General features: G+C 61.8%; 15 protein-coding genes. 11 read left to right on the plus strand and 4 right to left on the minus strand.

Annotated elements, in window-relative coordinates; translation table 11 throughout:
- Positions 1–828, minus strand: a complete 828-nt coding sequence (locus tag ACIROY_RS14085) for a hydroxymethylpyrimidine/phosphomethylpyrimidine kinase (protein ID WP_402278245.1) — start codon at positions 826–828, stop codon at positions 1–3.
- A gap of 96 nt (positions 829–924) precedes the next feature.
- On the opposite strand from ACIROY_RS14085, the gene ACIROY_RS14090 reads away from it, so the two are divergent.
- From ACIROY_RS14090 to ACIROY_RS14125, 8 genes are all read left to right on the plus strand, one after another.
- Positions 925–1077: a rubredoxin gene (locus tag ACIROY_RS14090; protein ID WP_040503154.1), complete on the plus strand. Its 153-nt coding sequence runs from the start codon at positions 925–927 to the stop codon at positions 1075–1077.
- A gap of 206 nt (positions 1078–1283) precedes the next feature.
- Complete coding sequence (locus ACIROY_RS14095) at positions 1284–1679, plus strand: PleD family two-component system response regulator (protein ID WP_402278243.1); 396 nt, start codon at positions 1284–1286, stop codon at positions 1677–1679.
- Between the two features lie 49 nt (positions 1680–1728).
- Positions 1729–2094, plus strand: coding sequence for a PleD family two-component system response regulator (locus tag ACIROY_RS14100; protein WP_402278241.1), 366 nt, complete (start codon positions 1729–1731; stop codon positions 2092–2094).
- A 53-nt stretch (positions 2095–2147) separates the two neighbouring features.
- Positions 2148–2669 carry a chemotaxis protein CheW gene (locus tag ACIROY_RS14105; protein ID WP_402278239.1) on the plus strand — a complete coding sequence of 174 codons (522 nt, stop codon included), beginning with the start codon at positions 2148–2150 and terminating at the stop codon, positions 2667–2669.
- A gap of 80 nt (positions 2670–2749) precedes the next feature.
- Positions 2750–4963: a methyl-accepting chemotaxis protein gene (locus ACIROY_RS14110; protein WP_402278237.1), complete on the plus strand. Its 2214-nt coding sequence runs from the start codon at positions 2750–2752 to the stop codon at positions 4961–4963.
- 33 nt (positions 4964–4996) lie between these two features.
- Positions 4997–9115 (plus strand): response regulator, encoded by a 4119-nt coding sequence (locus ACIROY_RS14115; RefSeq protein WP_402342069.1) that lies wholly within the window; start codon positions 4997–4999, stop codon positions 9113–9115.
- Positions 9116–9184: 69 nt separating this feature from the next.
- Positions 9185–9979, plus strand: a complete 795-nt coding sequence (locus ACIROY_RS14120) for a ZIP family metal transporter (protein WP_402278233.1) — start codon at positions 9185–9187, stop codon at positions 9977–9979.
- A gap of 260 nt (positions 9980–10239) precedes the next feature.
- On the plus strand, positions 10240–11142 hold the full coding sequence (locus tag ACIROY_RS14125; protein ID WP_402278231.1) for a LysR family transcriptional regulator: 903 nt from the start codon (positions 10240–10242) through the stop codon (positions 11140–11142).
- Between the two features lie 23 nt (positions 11143–11165).
- On the opposite strand, the gene ACIROY_RS14130 is transcribed toward ACIROY_RS14125, so the two are convergent.
- From ACIROY_RS14130 to ACIROY_RS14140, 3 genes are all read right to left on the minus strand, one after another.
- Positions 11166–12026, minus strand: coding sequence for a sulfurtransferase (locus ACIROY_RS14130; protein WP_402342071.1), 861 nt, complete (start codon positions 12024–12026; stop codon positions 11166–11168).
- A 14-nt stretch (positions 12027–12040) separates the two neighbouring features.
- Positions 12041–12964 (minus strand): DMT family transporter, encoded by a 924-nt coding sequence (locus ACIROY_RS14135; RefSeq protein WP_402278227.1) that lies wholly within the window; start codon positions 12962–12964, stop codon positions 12041–12043.
- Positions 12965–13157: 193 nt separating this feature from the next.
- Positions 13158–14276, minus strand: a complete 1119-nt coding sequence (locus tag ACIROY_RS14140) for an aromatic ring-hydroxylating dioxygenase subunit alpha (RefSeq protein WP_402278225.1) — start codon at positions 14274–14276, stop codon at positions 13158–13160.
- A gap of 223 nt (positions 14277–14499) precedes the next feature.
- Here ACIROY_RS14140 and ACIROY_RS14145 point away from each other — a divergent pair, with 223 nt between their 5' ends.
- The 3 genes from ACIROY_RS14145 to dxs are packed head-to-tail and all read left to right on the plus strand — an operon-like array spanning position 14500 to position 17598.
- Positions 14500–14763 (plus strand): exodeoxyribonuclease VII small subunit, encoded by a 264-nt coding sequence (locus tag ACIROY_RS14145; RefSeq protein WP_402278223.1) that lies wholly within the window; start codon positions 14500–14502, stop codon positions 14761–14763.
- Positions 14760–15677 (plus strand): polyprenyl synthetase family protein, encoded by a 918-nt coding sequence (locus ACIROY_RS14150; protein ID WP_402278221.1) that lies wholly within the window; start codon positions 14760–14762, stop codon positions 15675–15677. The genes ACIROY_RS14145 and ACIROY_RS14150 overlap by 4 nt, the downstream gene beginning before the upstream one ends.
- A 58-nt stretch (positions 15678–15735) precedes the next feature.
- Positions 15736–17598, plus strand: a complete 1863-nt coding sequence (gene dxs, locus ACIROY_RS14155) for a 1-deoxy-D-xylulose-5-phosphate synthase (protein ID WP_402278219.1) — start codon at positions 15736–15738, stop codon at positions 17596–17598.
- Positions 17599–17663 lie beyond the last annotated feature (65 nt).

Raw genomic sequence — 17663 nt, forward strand, 5'->3', positions numbered from 1 at the left:
TTAATTGGGTGCGTCGTTTTCACGCGCCCAGAAATAACGATCGGGGATCAGCTTGCCCATGCCCAGGCGTTGGGCGTGGGCCAGGGCGGCGAGAGTGAATTCCTGCGCTTCGGAGACGGCTTCCGGAATTTCCAGTCCGTTGGCCAGCATGGCGCAGATGGCCGCCGACAAGGTCGAGCCGGCTCCTGTAAACGAGCCCGGCAGGCGCTGCCAGCTGTCGCGACGGATCATGCCGGATTCATCGAACAGCGCATTGGCGACTTCATGCGAATCACCGCCCGGCATGCCGGTGACGAACAGGTATTCGCAACCCATCTCGACGATGCGCATGGCGTCGAGCTGCAGCGCGTCGCTGGGTACCGGCTCGCGCCAGGTTTCGGCAAGGCGGTTCAGCTCCACTGCGGAAGCCAGCATCAGCGTGGTCTGCGGGATCAGCAATTCGCGGATCGCGATCAGGTTGTCATCGTCGTCGCCTTCCTGGCTGGGCATGGCGGTGATGAAGGGATCGAGGATCAGCGGGATGTCCGGATAGTCGGAAACAATTTCGGCGATCGCCGAAATATTCTCAATGCTGCCCACCGCACCGACCTTGAAAGCCGCCACCGGCATGTCTTCCAGGATCACACGAGCCTGGTCGGCCATCCAATCGACGTCAATGACCTGGATGTCCTCGATACGCGCGGTGTCGCCCACCAGGATGGAAGTGATGATGGACAAGCCATGGCAGCCCATGGCGGCAAAGGTGGCCAGATCGGCCTGGATGCCGGTCGCGCCGACGGGGTCGGCTGCGCCAAAGGTTAATATCAGCGGAGATGTTTGGTTTTGCACGACGAGTAGATTAAGATATCTGGTTTACCATTTTACTTTAGATTGAATTGAGGGAAGTCAGCCGTGAGCGATAGCAAAACAGAATACAAGACCTGGATGTGCCTGATCTGTGGTTGGGTCTACGACGAAGAAGCGGGTCTGCCGGACGAAGACATTGCTCCCGGCACACGCTGGGAAGACGTTCCCATCAACTGGACCTGCCCGGAATGCGGCGCCCGCAAGGAAGATTTCGAGATGGTCGCGCTCTAATCCGACAGCCCGGCAGGGAGCGTCGCGCCCGCGAAGTTTCCGTCAGGAACTGCCCGCAAGCCTGCCTTGCTCCCAAATGAGGGGGCAAAGCGGGCTTGTTCCATTTATGCACCGGCAGCCGCTTTGCTATAGTCGCCTAAAGCAGGCTCACGGCAGCAGTAGCCGCAGCCTCCCACCGCCTGCCGCAACGATTTCCAGGAGTTCTGATGACTGATGCGCAAGCCTGCCGCAGCTTCACGATCCTCGTTGTTGACGACAGCGCCACCATCCGGCGCTCCGCCTCGCTGTTCCTCGGGCAGGCCGGACATCGGGTGATGCTGGCCGAAGACGGCTTCGATGCGCTGGCCCAGCTTGCGACTTACACTCCCGATCTGATTTTTTGCGATGTCCTGATGCCCAGGCTCGACGGTTACCAGACTTGTGCATTAGTTAAAAAAAATGCAAGATTCCATGCAACTCCAGTGGTCATGCTGTCGTCCAAGGACGGGTTGTTCGACCGGGCGCGCGGCGCCATCGTCGGTGCCGCGGCGTTCATGACCAAGCCATTCACGGAAGACGGCATGTTGCAGGCCGTCGGGACATACGCCGGGGGCCGGCGATAGCGGCGTATTTTTAGCAAAAAGCACTTCTCAGGTACGGAGCAACAGTGCAATGGGAATCAAGAAAATTCTCGTCGTCGATGATTCGCCGACTGACCGCTATCTCCTGACCGAGATTCTGAGCAAGAACGGGTTTGAAGTCGATACCGCCGACGACGGTGAGGAAGCGCTGGGGAAGATCCGGTGCAATCGGCCTGAACTGGTATTGATGGACGTCGTCATGCCCGGCAAGAATGGTTTCCAGATCACGCGCCAAATGACGCGCGATCCCAGCCTGAGGGACATTCCGATCATGATGTGCAGCATCAAGGACCAGGAAACCGATCGCATCTGGGCGTTGAGCCAGGGGGCGTGCGACTATGTCGTCAAACCGGTGGATGCGCAGGAATTATTGGCAAAAATTGCCGCGATCGGCTGAGCGCGCGCCGGTCCCAGTCCGGCACGCATTCAGTCCAGACAGAAGAGGCGAGGGTGGACTCAGTTCCTGACCAATGGCGATACGGCCGGCTGCATGAATTCCAGGCGCGTCTGCTCGAACGCATGGAGGCCGCGCGTGACGGCTCCGGCATGCGCGACAGCCGCCTTGGCGTCATGATCGGCGACAGGCGCTGCCTGCTCGATCTGCGCGAAGCAGGCGAAATCGTCAATCTGATCGCCGTCACCAAAGTGCCGTTGGCGCGGGACTGGTACCTTGGACTATCCAACGTGCGCGGCAACCTGATCGGCGTGGTCGATCTCGATCGCTTTCTGGGCGGACCGTCGCAGACGATCAGCAAGGAAAGCCGCGTGCTGGTGGTTTCCAGCGCTTTGTCGGGCAATACCGGTTTCCTGCTGTCGCGCGTTCTGGGGTTGCGGCACATCCAGGAAATGACCGAGCAGCAGAGCGGTGACTGCGGACGCAGACGTTATCTCGATGGCGACCTGAACGAATGGGTGGAAATCAGCCTCGCCGAGATTGTGGAAGATCCACGTTTCTTGCAAGTCGGACTATAAAAGCTGTCGCACTGAGTGCCGCGGTTGAAAGCAAATTTCACCGCAACCGCGCAACGACCTCGTAACAAGGAGCCTTAGCCATGGCATTCAAGCTGCCGCATCTCTCGAAGAATAAAACAGCCGGGCCAGCGGGAACTCAGGCGAGCCAGCCATCCGTCATCAGCGCCAAAGCAGACAAGTACATGCAGCGCTACCAGCACACCCGCCTGCCGTTCATCGGCCGCCATTCGCTGCGCGCACAGACGCGGATTCTGCTGATGCTGCTGATCATGGCGCTGTTGTCGATGTTCTTCTTCCTGTGGCTGGGATCCAAGCACTACATCCATGTCAGCCTGCAGGCGCATATCACCAGCGATCTGGTCATGCACTCGCAGCGTATCGGTAAGGCCGTGCCCAACGCCATCCAGGGCAATCGCGAGGCCTTCAGCCAGCTCACCGAAAGCCGCAAGGAATTCAATCAGGGGCTCAATGTCCTCATGCTCGGCGGCGAGTATCAGGGTTATGCCATCCGCAAGCCGGAGCCGGAAATGCGCACTGTACTGACCGACGTCCAAAAGATCTGGGATCACACCGACAAAGCCGCCTCCACCATCCTCAAGCTGCAGCCGGAACTGACCGGCTTCGGCGTTACCCTGGCGCGGCTGCGGCTGCTCTCGCCGAATCTGCTGGACCTGAGCGAGCAGATCTCGATGCTGCAATCGCAGGGCGGCAACTCGCCGCGCGAAGTCGCCGCCGCAGCGCAACTGGTGCTGCTGACCTTGCGCCTGGGGCGCAGCGCCAATGAATTCCTTACTTCCGAAGGCGTCAATCCGGAAACTGCCTTCCTGCTCGGCAAGGACGTCAATACCTTCCGCGACATCATCGACGGCTTCCTCAACGGCAGCGAAATCCTCGGCATCAACGCGGTGCGGGACAAGGACGTGCGCGACAAGCTCAACGAGCTGGAAAAAGTCTTCGGCGAGTACCAGCCGCTGGTCGCCAACATCCTCGGCAACCTGCAAAACTTCATCGCCGCCAAGCAATCCGAGCAATTGGTATTCCTCGAAAATGAAACCCTCAAGCAGCATCTGACCGTGCTGCAAAACGACTACCGGCAAGCGCAGGAAACCCGCTCGTGGACGTTCTGGATCATGCTGCTGTCGATGGCGGTGGCGCTGGTGTGCGGCGTCGGCATCTCCTGGGTGCAGCTGCAAAGCAGTCGCCGCAACGCCGAAGAAGCCGAGTTGCGCCGCCAGGAAGCCGAGGCGCAACGGCTGCACGCGCAACAGCAGGAAGAGCGCGCGATGCGCACCAACGCCATCAATCAGGCGGCGATCCTGCGACTGATGAATGAACTGCAGAAAGTTGCGGATGGCGACCTCACGGTGCACACCACGGTCTCCGAAGACATCACCGGCGCCATCGCCGACTCGGTCAATTACACGGTCGAGGCATTGCGCGGATTGGTCGGCCAGGTCACGCACACCGCCTCGCAGGTGGCGGCCGCCTCCAACCAGGTGCGCGACAATGCGCAGGAGCTGACCAGCGCCGGCCAGATCCAGGCGCGCCGCATCCATGACACCGGGCAATCGATGCTCGAGATGTCGATACAGATTACCGACGTGTCGATCTCCGCCAACAAATCGGCCGACGTCGCGCGCCATTCGGTGGTGGTGGCCGAGCGCGGCGCCAAGGCGGTGGAAGACGCCGTCAAGGGCATGAACGAGATTCGCGAGCAGATCCAGGAAACCTCCAAACGCATCAAGCGCCTGGGCGAGTCGTCGCAGGAGATCGGCGAGATCACCGAGCTGATTTCCGACATCACCGAACAGACCAACGTGCTGGCGCTCAACGCCGCCATCCAGGCCGCTTCCGCCGGTGAGGCCGGCCGCGGCTTCTCGGTCGTGGCCGAAGAAGTGCAGCGACTGGCAGAACGCTCCAGCGCGGCGACTCGGCAGATCGGTGCACTGGTGCGCATGATTCAGGCCGACACGCATGACGCCGTGGCGGCGATGGAAAAATCAACCGCCGGCGTGGTTGACGGCGCTAAGCTGTCCGACGCCGCCGGCGCCTCGCTGTCGGACATACGCCGCGTGTCGAACCAGCTGGCCGAACTGATTCAGGACATTTCCTCTTCTACCGGACATCAGGCCACTTCCGCCAACAGCGTGGCGCACGACATCCAGAACATCCTCAGCGAGAACGAGATCATCGAGCAGCGTCGCGAACAGGTGTTGTCGCTGTTCAACGAGCTGCATGATCTGGCCGAGTTGCTGAAGAACTCGGTATCGCGCTTCCGCGTCACGATTTCGTGATGCGGAAGCGTCCGTCCAACTTGCAGATCGCGCATGGCTTCCGATTCCACGCCTGATTTTCCGCCGGATTCGTCTTCGGATTCGTCCAGCCTGGCATCGCTGGCGTCGGGATTGCTCTCGACCGTCGATCAGGCGATGCAGCTGCTGGGCGACGACAATCCGCAAGCAGAGCGGCAGGCACATGCCTTGCTGCGCCAAGGGGCCGACGCGCTGGCGTTCATTGGCGATACGCCGTTGAATATCAGGGTCGCCGAACTGCTCGGGTTGCTCGCATCGGCCGAACTGGAGCAAAGCGCTGCCGGCGATGCGGATCAATCCGTGCAGCGAGCCTGTACAGATTTACGTGCCTGTCTTGTCGACATCGAGGCCGGGATAGCGCCACGGCAGGGCATTGCGCCGGATGAGGATGAGGTCACGCAACGGCGTCCCGCCCTGAAAGTCGCCATCGCGCAATTGACGACCGATCTTGCTCGTCTGGAGAATTTTCTGGACCGTTTTTTGCAGGGCGGCGACGCACCCGACGCATTGCGTGAGGCCGGGTTGCTGGCGCCGCAACTCGCAACGGTGGCGCAGGCACTGGAATTGACTGCTGCCTGCGAAGTGCTGCGATTGTGCGCCGCGGACATCGATCGCCTGCCACGTACCGGCGTGGCCAACGCCAACGCTGCAGAGGCTGCGGTTCTGGCGCGCCTGACATACAACATGGCGGCATTGAGCCTGTCCATGCCGCTGATGCATAACGCGCCGCAATCGATGGAGTATCCGGGCAAGGCCGCCGAAGAGGATGCCGCCGCTTCTGGGATTACAGCGACGGGTACACCGGATAGAGCACTAAAAATCGCGACCGTTGCTGCGCAGCCGCTGCAACAGAAACAGCAAGAGCAAGAGCCGGAAGAAATCGACCTTGAACTGCGCGAGGTTTTCCTGCTGGAAGCCGGCGAGGTGCTGGGCAGCATACGCAGCGCGCTGGCGGCATCACGCGCGACGCCGCAAGACATGGCGCAGGTGGTCGTCATGCGGCGAGGCTTCCATACGCTCAAAGGCAGTGGCAGGATGGTCGGGCTTAACGCCCTGGCCCGCAGTGCGATGGCGCTCGAAGAGTTCGCCACCGCCTGGTCCGCCGCCGGCCGGACGGGCGCGGCCGGCGACTATGCCTTGCTGGATTACGCCGTTGTGGAGCTGAACGCCTGGATCGACGAGATCCGCGTCAACGGAAAATCGCTGCGCAGCCCCGATGGTTTGTTGGCGGCAGTTGCCGCTCATGCCCGAGGTGAATCTCCGCCGGCGCAAACAAAAATTGCTGAACATGCCGAGACTTGCCGGGTCGGCGATCTCGTCTTGCCCGTCAGGCTGCATCAGATTTACAGCGAAGAATCGGCGAATCTGCTCAACATCCTCGCGACGCAAATCGCGCAATGGCAGAACGCGACACCCGAGGTGATCGCGGCGGAAGCGTTGCGGGCGACCCACTCGCTCAAGAGCAGCGCGGCGTCGGTCAAGTTTGCGCCATTGCTGGCGCTGGCGCAGCCGCTCGATGAGCTCATGCAGTTCCTGGAAAATTATCCGGGTTTGATGGATGCCGCCATATGCGCCGAACTGATGCAGGTGGTGCATGACCTCCAGGCGATGCAGCAACAATTCGCTGCGTGCATCATGCCCTCGCCGCGCCCCGCCGTATCACAGCAGCTGCGCACCTTGCTGACGACGCTGGAAGCACGTCGACGTCAGAGCCATGACGGCGCCAGGAGCATCCCGGCTGAAAACATACAGGCGGCAGGCGTCAAGCCGCCGGAGCCGGGCGGCGACGTCATTGATCCGGATTTGCTGGATATTTTCCTGGAAGAGGGGCGCGATTTGCTGCCGCAGGTCGGCGAGAGCCTGTACAAGCTGCAGAAGACGCCGGGCGATACGGCGCTGATCCAGTATCTTCTGCGACCGCTGCACACCATCAAGGGCAGCGCACGGATGGCCGGGGCCATGCGACTCGGCCAGCACATCCATGATCTGGAAAGCAGTATTGGGGAAATGATGCGCGACGGCGAGCCGTCGGCGGCGCTGATCGACGATTTGCTGGCGCGCTACGACCAGGGGCTGCAGTTGTTCGATGCCTTGCAATCGCCGCTCGCAGCGGCGTCCATACCCACATCCGCGCCTGCCGTTGCCGCCGCCGCGCCGACTGCAGCAGTCCAGGCCGAGATCGCCAAGGTCGTGGCCGAACCGGCGGCAATATCGGCAGCAACAACGGCCGCCGCACCGCTGGTGCGCATCCGCGCCGGCATCCTCGACAGCGTCCTCAACCAGGCCGGCGAAATCTCGATCTCGCGCTCCGGCCTGGAATCCGAAGTCAACATCCTGCGCCAGCATCTGACCGATCTCGGCGGCAACGTGGCGCGGCTGAGCACCCAGCTGCGCGAGGTGGAGATCCAGGCCGAAATCCAGATCGCCGCATCAAACCAGAAGCAGCCGCAGAACCAGCATTTCGATCCGCTCGAATTCGATCGCTTCACACATCTGCAAGAACTGACACGGATGCTGGCGGAAAGCGTCAACGACGTTGCGTCGCTGCAAAAGAATCTGCTCGACACGGTGGACCGCACGCAAAACGGCCTGGTGCATCAGGCCCGGTTGACGCGCGACATGCAGCGCGAACTGATGCATGCGCGCATGGTGCAGTTCAAGGGCATCGAAGAGCGCCTGCAACGGCTGGTCCGGCAAATGGCAAAGGAAACCGGCAAGGAGCTTGCCCTCGACATCATCGGCGGCGCCGTCGAACTTGATCGCAGTATCCTGGAAAAGATGGTCGGCCCCTTCGAACATCTGCTGCGCAACGCCGCCGCCCACGGCATCGAGAGCGCCGGGCAGCGGCTGGCCGCCGGCAAGGACGCGGTGGGCCGGCTGCAGCTCGAGGTCCGGCAGGAGGGCAATGAAGCCATGATCCGGCTCGCCGACGACGGCCAGGGGCTGAACCTCGCGCGCATTCATGAGAAAGCGCTGCATCTGGGATTGATTGATCCGGACCAGCGTTTGTCGGATGTCGAACTGACCAGCATCATTTTTCATCCGGGATTTTCGACCAGCAGCAATGTCACGGCCATTGCCGGACGCGGCGTCGGCATGGACGTGGTCCGTTCGGAAGTCGCTTCGCTCGGTGGACGCATCAGCATCGCCACGGTCGCCGGCAAAGGCGCGCAATTCATCATCCACCTGCCGCTGTCATTGGCGGTGGCGCAAGTGGTGCTGCTGGAGCTGGACCGGCAAAGCTACGCCATACCCTCCCTGCTGGTCGAGCAAGTGCTGCAACTCAAGCGCGTCGACCAGGAACGGGTGTTTCGTGACGGTTTGCTGGAATGGCAGGGGCGCAGCTTGCCGCTGCATTACCTGTCGGCGCTGCTGGGCGAAGACCGTATCATCCCCTTGCAGCAGGCGCTGCCGGTGCTGGTGATCAAGAGCGGCCACGACTTCCTCGCGATTCTGGTGGATCGCGTCGTCGGCAATCGCGAGGTCGTCACCAAGAGCATCGGTCCGCAGCTGGCCGGCATGACCGGCGTGGTCGGCGCCACGGTGCTGGGCAGCGGCAGCATCGTGTTGATCCTCAATCCCATCCAGCTGGCGCAGCGCCAGGGTTACCAGCGCATCTTGCGGCGTGAGCAGCCGCACGGCGCCGATGGCGGCGCCAGCCGCAAGATCGTGCTGGTGGTCGACGATTCGTTGACGGTACGACGCGTCATGCATCGCCTGCTGACGCGTGAGGGATACCAGGTAGTGCTGGCCACCGACGGCGTCGACGCCTTGCATCAAATGCAGGCCGTGCGACCCGACATCGTTCTCTTGGACATCGAAATGCCGCGCATGGACGGCTTTGACCTGACGCGCAACATCCGCGACATGGCCGCTACCGCGACCCTGCCGATCATCATGATCACCTCGCGCACCGCCGCCAAGCATCGCGAGCGCGCCATGGAACTGGGCGTCAACGCCTACCTCGGCAAGCCGTATCAGGACGACGTGCTGCTCAACCTGGTGCACGGCCTGATCGCAAAAGACGGCGTCCGCCCCGAATTCCGTGTCGACGAAGTGCTGTTCCGGCATGATCCGGAGGACACGGAAGGGGATGACGGCGGCCTGGAAGATCAGTCGCCGCCCGTCAATTAGGCAGAGCGCATTTGCCGAAAAAAACCAGCTATGGTCTAATCTGCCACTTCCTGAGGCTGTTCCTGACGATTGGGGCTTGAAATTAATTCCACTCTGCTTTCCATCCTGCTGGCCACGACGATCGCCGGCGTGTTCAGCATCACCGCGGCCGCGATTTTCTCGTTCGCGCTGTTGTCGAAGATGGTCGAGCGCCTGGTCAGCCTGTCGGTCGGCATCATGCTGTCGACCTCGCTGCTGCACGCCTTGCCGGAAGCCTTCGAATCCTCGGCCGAGCCGCACAAGCTGTTTGCGGTATTGCTGGGCGGCCTGCTGGCGTTTTTCCTGCTGGAAAAGCTGTCCATCCTGCGCCACTCCCATCATCACGAAGACGACGGCCACGGCCATCACCACGGCCACGACAAGCATGAGGCGGGCAAGGCCGGCTGGATGATCCTGGTCGGCGACGGCATGCACAATTTCACCGACGGCATCCTGATCGCGGCCGCTTTCCTGGCCGACCCGCACCTCGGGCTGGTGACCGGCCTGGCCATCATCGCGCACGAAATCCCGCAGGAGATCGGCGACTTCATCATCCTGCTCAACGCCGGCTTTTCGCGCACCCGCGCCTACGTCTACAACCTGATCTGCAGCCTGATGGCGGTGCTGGGCGGCGTGCTCGGCTACTTCATGCTGGAGCGCGGCATGGAGTGGATTCCCTACGTGCTGGTGTTTGCCTCGTCAGGCTTCATCTACATCGCCGTCAGCGACCTGATGCCGCAAATGCAACGCCGCGCCACGCTGCGCGAGACGATTCCGCAAGTGATCCTGATCGGCCTGGGCGTGGTCATCGTGCTGGTGCTGACCAGCCACGCGCACGCGCATTGAGATTCAGCGCCCGCCACGCCGGGTGGATTTTGTCGGCAGGCACATCAGCTTGATGACGACGCTGAGCAGCAATCCGGCAAAGCCGAGCAGGACAAGGAATGTTTCCGACACGATAAGCCCCTTCGCATTGCCGATGATGCATGGACTGTAGCGCCATAACCGGTGCGGCCGCCAATATCAAATGCGCCGTCCGAGTATCGCAAAACGGCATGGCGGCGGCAGCGCGATGGCGGCACAATACAGCGACACAATAGGCGCTCATGATTTCCATCAAACAGCTCAAGTACTTTGTCGAGATCGTCGCCGCCGGCAGCTACACGCGCGCGTCCGAGCGCCTGTACATTGCCCAGTCGGCGCTGAGCCGCCAGATCAAGGAGCTGGAAAACGACATTGATGTCGTTTTGCTAAGGCGCGACGCCAAGCAGGTCGAACTGACGCTGGCGGGCAAGGACTTCTACGACCGCGCGCGCAAGATCCTCGACGACATGGACCAGGCCATCGTGCAGGCGCGCCACATCGACAAGGGCGAACGCGGCGCCATCCGCCTGCTGCATTCAAGTTCTGTGCCGTTGTCGCCGCCGCTGGGGCCTTGCCTGAATGCGGTGCTGCAGGCTTTCCCCGGCGTCACGCTGGAAATTTCCCAGGCCTCCTCCGAACACCAGGCGCTCGACGTCGAAGAAGGGCGCGCCGACCTCGGCCTGGCGCGCACGCCAATCCTGCGCAAGCATCCCCATCTGGAAACCATCACGCTATATCAGGAGAAGCTGGTGGTCGCGGTATCGCTGCAGCATCCGCTGGCGCAGCGCGAGGTGGTCGACATCGCCGAGCTGCGCGACGAGCTGTTCGTCTCCATGCCGCACCGCGAGCGCGGCGGCCTCAGTTACCTGGTGGCCGAGCGTTGCATCGCTCACGGCTTCTTTCCCAAGCCGGCGCGCGCGACCTCGCGCAAGGCGTCGCTGCTGAGCCTGGTCAACGCCAATTTCGGCATCGCCATCGTGCCAGACAGCATGCGTGCAATCGCCGTTGCGGGCGTGCATTTCATCGATATACGGGAATCCGACTTCCAGTCGGCGGTGGTGCTGATGATGCGGCGCGATGCGCCGGTGATGGTGGGGCAGTTCGTACAAGCTTTCATGCAAGCCTTGCAGATGCCGGCGGCCTGAGCGCCGCCGGACTTGTTTTCTGCTTACGGCTGTGGGCCGGTCGCCACCGGACGCGACGAATCCGAACTCCATTCGCTCCACGACCCGGGATACAGGCGTGCGCCCGGCAAGCCGGCCACTTCCAGCGCGAGCAGGTTGTGGCAAGCGGTCACGCCCGAGCCGCACTGCATGACGGCCGCCTGCGGGCTGTCGATCAGCGCGTTCCACTCGGCGCGCAAGGCATCGGCCGATTTGAAGCGGCCGTCGGCGCCCAGGTTATCCTTGAAGAAACGATTCTTCGCGCCCGGAATGTGGCCGCCGACGGCGTCCATTGTTTCGTTCTCGCCGCGATAGCGATCTGCCGCGCGCGCGTCGACGACGGTCAGCGACTTGCTGTCGAGATTGGCGACGACATCGCCGACATCGACGGTGGTCACCAGCGGCGCCTGCTCCTGCAAGTCGCCGCGCACCGGCGCCGGTGTTTCAGTCGACAACGGGCCGCCCTGCGCCTGCCATGCCGGCAAGCCGCCGTCGAGCACCGCCACCTGCACATGGCCGACCCAGCGCAGCAGCCACCACAGGCGCGCGGCGAACATGCCGCCGTGGGCGTCGTAGGCGATGACTTGGGTGCCCTTGCCGACGCCCAGTTCCTGCATGGCGTCGATGAAGGCCTGACGCGCCGGCAGCGGATGGCGGCCCTTGAACTTGCCGTCGGCGCCGTTCTTGGGGCCGGACAGGATTTGGTCGAGATGGGCGAAGCGGGCCTGCGGAATATGGCCGGCGGCGTAAGCCTGTGCACCGGCATCGGGATTGGCGAGGTCGTGACGGCAATCGATCACAAGCCAGTTGGCGTCGTCGAGATGGGCGGCCAGCTCGGCTGCGGAAATCAGGGTGGCGTAGGTCATGGTTATTCCTCTTCCTAAACTTCGGTGGCGATCGGATCGCTCGCCGGCAGATTGCTCGATTGTCGGGATTGTTGCTGGGAACGCTGATTGTAAAACGTCGAGACTACACCGCTCATCAGAATGATGCCGATGCCGGCCCAGCCCATCCAGCCCGGTGCGTCGTTCCAGATGAACAGGCCCCACAGGCTGGCAAACACGATGCCGGTGTATTGCAGGTTGGCCGTGACCAGCGTATTGCCGAGCCGGTAGGCGCGCGTCATGGCGATCTGCGCCAGTGTCGCGGTGAGACCGATGGTGACGAGCAGCGCCAGGCCCTTGGCCGAATGCGCATGCCAGAACGGGATGCGTCCGATCACCACACTGCCGGCCAGGCCTGCCAGCAAGCCGGTGAAGGAGAAGTAAAACACCACACGGTATTCCGGCTCACCGAGCAGGCCGAGCTTGCGCACCTGCAGGTAGACCAGCGCCGACAACACGCCGGAAAACAGCGCGATCAGCCCGCCCACCAACTGGTCGGAGTCGATCGACGGCCGCAGCAGCATCGCCACGCCGACGAAGCTCAGCAGCACCGTGCCCGCCAGGCCCCACTCAAAACGCTTCTTGCCCTGCCACCAGGCGACGCCGAACAGCATCGCGGCGATCCAGATCGACGACATGTAGTTGAGCGTGGTGGCGGTCGCCACCGGCAGCAGACCGAATGAATAGAACCACAGCCACAGCGAAATCACGCCGACGCCGCCGCGGATGATATGGTCGCGTGGGTAGGGCGTCCTGAGCGTGCCGCCGCGGATCTTGATCAGGCCGTAGATGAAGATGACGCCGACTATCCCGCGGCACAGCACCACTTCAGCGGTGGAATAGTAGTCGGACGACAGCTTGACGCACACGCCCATGATGGAAAACAGGAAGGAGGCAACAAGCATCCAGAGGGATTGCATGGCGATACTCTATTCGAAAGCGAGGGCAAAAAAACAGGCAGCGCGAGCTGGAGCCGGCGCTGCCTTCGGATCGTACGTTAATCGGAGGTGCTGCAGAATTGGTCTGTCGTTGCAGATGCTGTCGGACTACATCGGGGACATCGCATCATCGGCGCTTTCTGCATGCTTTCCTCACAAAGAATCAGAGTGAAATTCAGTTTTCCTGCACCGCAATCTGCGACCGGTACCATTCATGGAAGTGCTGCATGCCGTCTTCCATCGGCGACTGGTACGGACCGACTTCACTGGTGCCGCGATCCATGAGTATACGCCGCCCGGCATCCATGCGCAGAGCGATCTCGTCATCCTCGACGCAGGTCTCCATGTACGCGGCGCGTTCGGCCTCGACCATCTCGCGTTCGAACAGGGCGATTTCTTCAGGATAGTAGAACTCGACCACGTTGGTGGTTTTTTGCGGACCATTGGGCCACAGCGTCGACACCACCAGCACGTGCGGATACCACTCGACCATGATGTTGGGGTACAGCGTCAGCCAGATCGCGCCGTATTTCGGCGGCTGGCCGTTGCCGAAGCGCAGCACCTGCTCCTGCCACTTCTTGTAAGTCGGCGAACCGGACTTGGCCAGGCCGTGATTGACGCCCACGGTCTGCACGCTGTAGTTCTTTCCGAATTCCCATTTCAGGTCGTCGCAGCTGACGAAACTGCCCAGGCCTGGATGGAAAGGCTCGACATGGTAGTCCTCCAGATAGACTTCGATGAAAGTCTTCCAGTTGTAGTCGCACTCGTGCACTTCGACGTGATCGAACAGGTAGCCGGAAAAATCCAGGTCGCGCGTCACGCCCAGCTGCTTCAATTGCGCGGCGACGTCGTTGCCGTCCTTGCCGTTGTTTTCGAACAGCAGGCCGTTCCAGTTCTGCAAAGGCGTCTTGGACAGGTTCAGGCACGGCGTCTCGCCGAAATGCGGCGCGCCGATCAGGTCACCCTTGAGGTCGTAGGTCCAGCGATGCAGCGGGCAGACGATGTTGCGCGCGTGGCCGCGGCCGTCGAGCATCTTGGCCTGGCGATGACGACAGACGTTGGACATCAGTTCGATGCCGTGCGCGTTGCGCACCAGCATGCGACCTTCGTTTTCCCATGGCAGCGTCGCGTAGTCGCCGACATTGGGCACCATCAATTCATGGCCGGCGTAACGAGGCCCCTGTTGAAATAACTGGTGAATTTCGCGCTTGAAAAGCGCATCGTCAAAATAGACGTCAACTGGTAGTTGCGCGTTTGAGCGCGCCAGTTTGGCAAAAGTAGCAAGATCGGACATCTCCGCCCCCAAATTAATTTGCACCAACCTAAGAGAGAAAGAATCCGCAAAAACCTGGGTTCAAATAATATGAAGAGGAAATTTTGGACAGAACTGCGGATTATGCCATAAATCCCGTTATTCAGGGCGGATTGCGCGGTTGAATCGCCTGAAAATACGCCCTCGGCCGCCTATCTGTGGCGGATTGCACTAAAATGACGGGCTATATCTGAAATCAGCCACTATGCCAAAGAATCCCGTCAAAGCCAGCCAGCCCGCCTCTTTCGAAGAGGCCATGGAAGAGCTCGAACAACTGGTCATCCAGATGGAAGCCGGAGAGCTGCCGCTGGAAGCCTCCGTCGCCGCCTACAAGCGCGGCGCCGAACTGGTCAAGTTCTGCTCGGTGCAACTCGACAAAGTCGACAGCCAGGTCAAGGTGCTCGAAGGCGACATGCTCAAGCCATTGGCCGGCACCGGCGCCGGTGAGTTTGCAGAGGACGAGGAATGAACGCGCGGATCGACACCAGCGCCGGCGCCTCGTTTACCGACTGGATGCAGCGTATCCAGGCCGGCATGGAAGGCACGCTCGACGCATACCTGCCGGCGGTCACCGAAATCCCTGCGCGCCTGCACCAGGCCATGCGCTACACCGCGCTGGACGGCGGCAAGCGTGTGCGTCCCTTGCTGGTGTACGCTGCCGGCGAGCTGTTCGATGCGCCGGCGCAATTGCTGGGCCGCGCCGCCGCTGCCGTGGAAATGATCCACGTCTATTCGCTGGTGCACGACGACATGCCGTGCATGGACGATGATGCCTTGCGCCGCGGCAAGCCGACCGTGCACGTCAAATACGACGAGCCGACCGCCTTGCTGGTGGGCGACGCGCTGCAGGCGCAGGCGTTTTCAGTGCTGTCCGACAACGTCGAAGAGCTGTACGCCGCGCGCCAGTTGAAGATGCTGAACCTGCTGGCGCAGGCGGCCGGTTCGACCGGCATGTGCGGCGGTCAGGCCATCGATCTGGCCAGCGTCGGCATGACTTTGTCGCTGGCGGAACTGGAACAGATGCACAGGCTCAAAACAGGAGCGCTGTTGCGTGCCGCCATTTTGCTTGGCGCCTGCAGCGGCAAGAACCTGACGGTGGCTGAACAGGCTGCGCTGGAAGCGTATTCGTGCCCGATCAGCCTGGCGTTCCAGGTGGTCGACGACATTCTTGATGCGACGGCGGATTCCGCCACGCTCGGCAAGACCGCCGGCAAGGACGCCGCCGACAACAAACCGACTTACGTTTCCATCCTCGGCCTGAGCGAATCGCAGGCGCTGGCCGAAAAGCTGCGCAACGACGCCCACAAGGCGCTGGAACAGTTTGGCAACAAGGCCCGGCGCCTGCATGAACTGGCCGACCTGATCGTGCAACGCAAGGCATAAGCACGCAGCGGTATTTTCCGCGCGCGCAAGCAACCAATTAACGGTGACAAGACCCAGCATGCTCAATACGATAAACAGCCCCGCCGATTTGCGGCAACTCCCGCGCACTCAGTTGAAGCCACTGGCTGACGAGTTGCGCGCCTTCATCCTCGATTCGGTATCGAAGACCGGCGGGCATCTCTCGTCCAATCTCGGCACGGTCGAACTGACCATCGCGCTGCATTACGTCTTCAACACGCCGGAAGACCGCATCGTCTGGGATGTCGGTCACCAGACTTATCCGCACAAGATCCTCACCGGCCGGCGCGACCAGATGTCGACGTTGCGCCAGCTCGACGGCATTTCCGGTTTCCCGCGTCGCGCCGAAAGCGAACACGACACCTTCGGCACCGCGCATTCGTCGACCTCGATTTCCGCTGCGCTCGGCATGGCGCTGGCGGCCAAGACCAAGGGCGAAGATCGTCATGCCATCGCCGTCATCGGCGACGGTGCAATGACCGCCGGCATGGCATTTGAAGCAATGAACAACGCCGGCATCAGTGAAGACGTCAATCTGCTGGTGATCCTCAACGACAACGACATGTCGATTTCGCCGCCGGTCGGCGCGCTCAACCGTTACCTGGCGCGCCTGATGTCCGGGCAGTTCTACGCCAAGGCCAAGAACGTCGGCAAGTCGATGCTGCCGGGACCAATGCTGGAACTGGCCAAGCGCTTTGAAGAACATGCCAAGGGCATGATCGTGCCGGCCACCATGTTCGAAGAATTTGGCTTCAACTACATCGGTCCGATCGACGGTCACGATCTCGACTCGCTGATCCCGACACTGCAAAACCTGAAGAACCTCAAGGGCCCGCAATTCCTGCATGTGGTCACCAAGAAGGGCCAGGGCTACAAACTGGCCGAAGCCGATCCGGTGCTGTATCACGGGCCTGGCAAATTCAATCCGGCCGAAGGCATCAAGCCGGCCGCCGCCAGCAAGCAGACGTACACGCAAGTTTTCGGCGAATGGCTGTGCGACATGGCCACGCAGGACAACACCCTGGTCGGCATCACACCCGCCATGCGCGAAGGCTCGGGCATGGTCAAGTTCGAACAGAAATTCCCCGATCGTTACTACGATGTCGGCATCGCCGAGCAGCACGCCGTCACCTTCGCCGCCGGCATGGCCTGCGAAGGACTGAAGCCGGTCGTGGCGATTTACTCGACCTTCCTGCAACGCGCCTACGATCAACTGATCCACGACGTCGCCTTGCAAAACCTCGACGTCACGTTCGCGCTCGATCGCGCCGGACTGGTTGGCGCCGACGGCGCCACGCATGCGGGCAATTACGATCTGGCCTTCCTGCGCTGCATTCCGAACATGGTCGTCATGGCCGCCTCGGATGAAAACGAATGCCGCCAGATGCTGACGACTGCTTTCCAATACAAAGGCCCGGCCTCGGTACGTTATCCGCGCGGTTCCGGCAGCGGCGTGGCGGTGGAAAAGACCTTGACCACGATCCCGCTGGGCAAGGGCGAAGTGCGCCGCGAAGGCAAGGGCATCGCCATCCTGGCGTTCGGCACCATGGTGGCGCCGGCGCTGGCGGCGGGCGACAAGCTCAACGCCACGGTCGCCAACATGCGTTTCATCAAGCCGCTCGACATTGAACTGGTGAAGCAACTGGCGGCCAGCCATGACGCGCTGGTGACCGTCGAAGAAGGCTGCATCATGGGTGGCGCCGGCGCTGCGGTGTCCGAAGCGCTGGCTGAAGCGGGCATCGTCAAGCCTATCCTGCACCTGGGTTTGCCGGACCGTTTCATTGACCACGGCGACGCCGGCCAATTGCTGGCCAAATGCGGTCTCGACAGCGACGGCATTGCCGCCTCCATCGTGCAACGCTTCGGCAAGGACCAGCCGCGCCTGGTGGTCAACAACGGCTGAACGTGATGTAATGACGGCGACAATAAAAAAGCGGCTCAGGCCGCTTTTTTTACGTCTTCAGGTTT

The sequence above is a fragment of the Herbaspirillum sp. NPDC101396 genome (assembly GCF_044767365.1).
Lineage (GTDB): Bacteria > Pseudomonadota > Gammaproteobacteria > Burkholderiales > Burkholderiaceae_D > Herbaspirillum.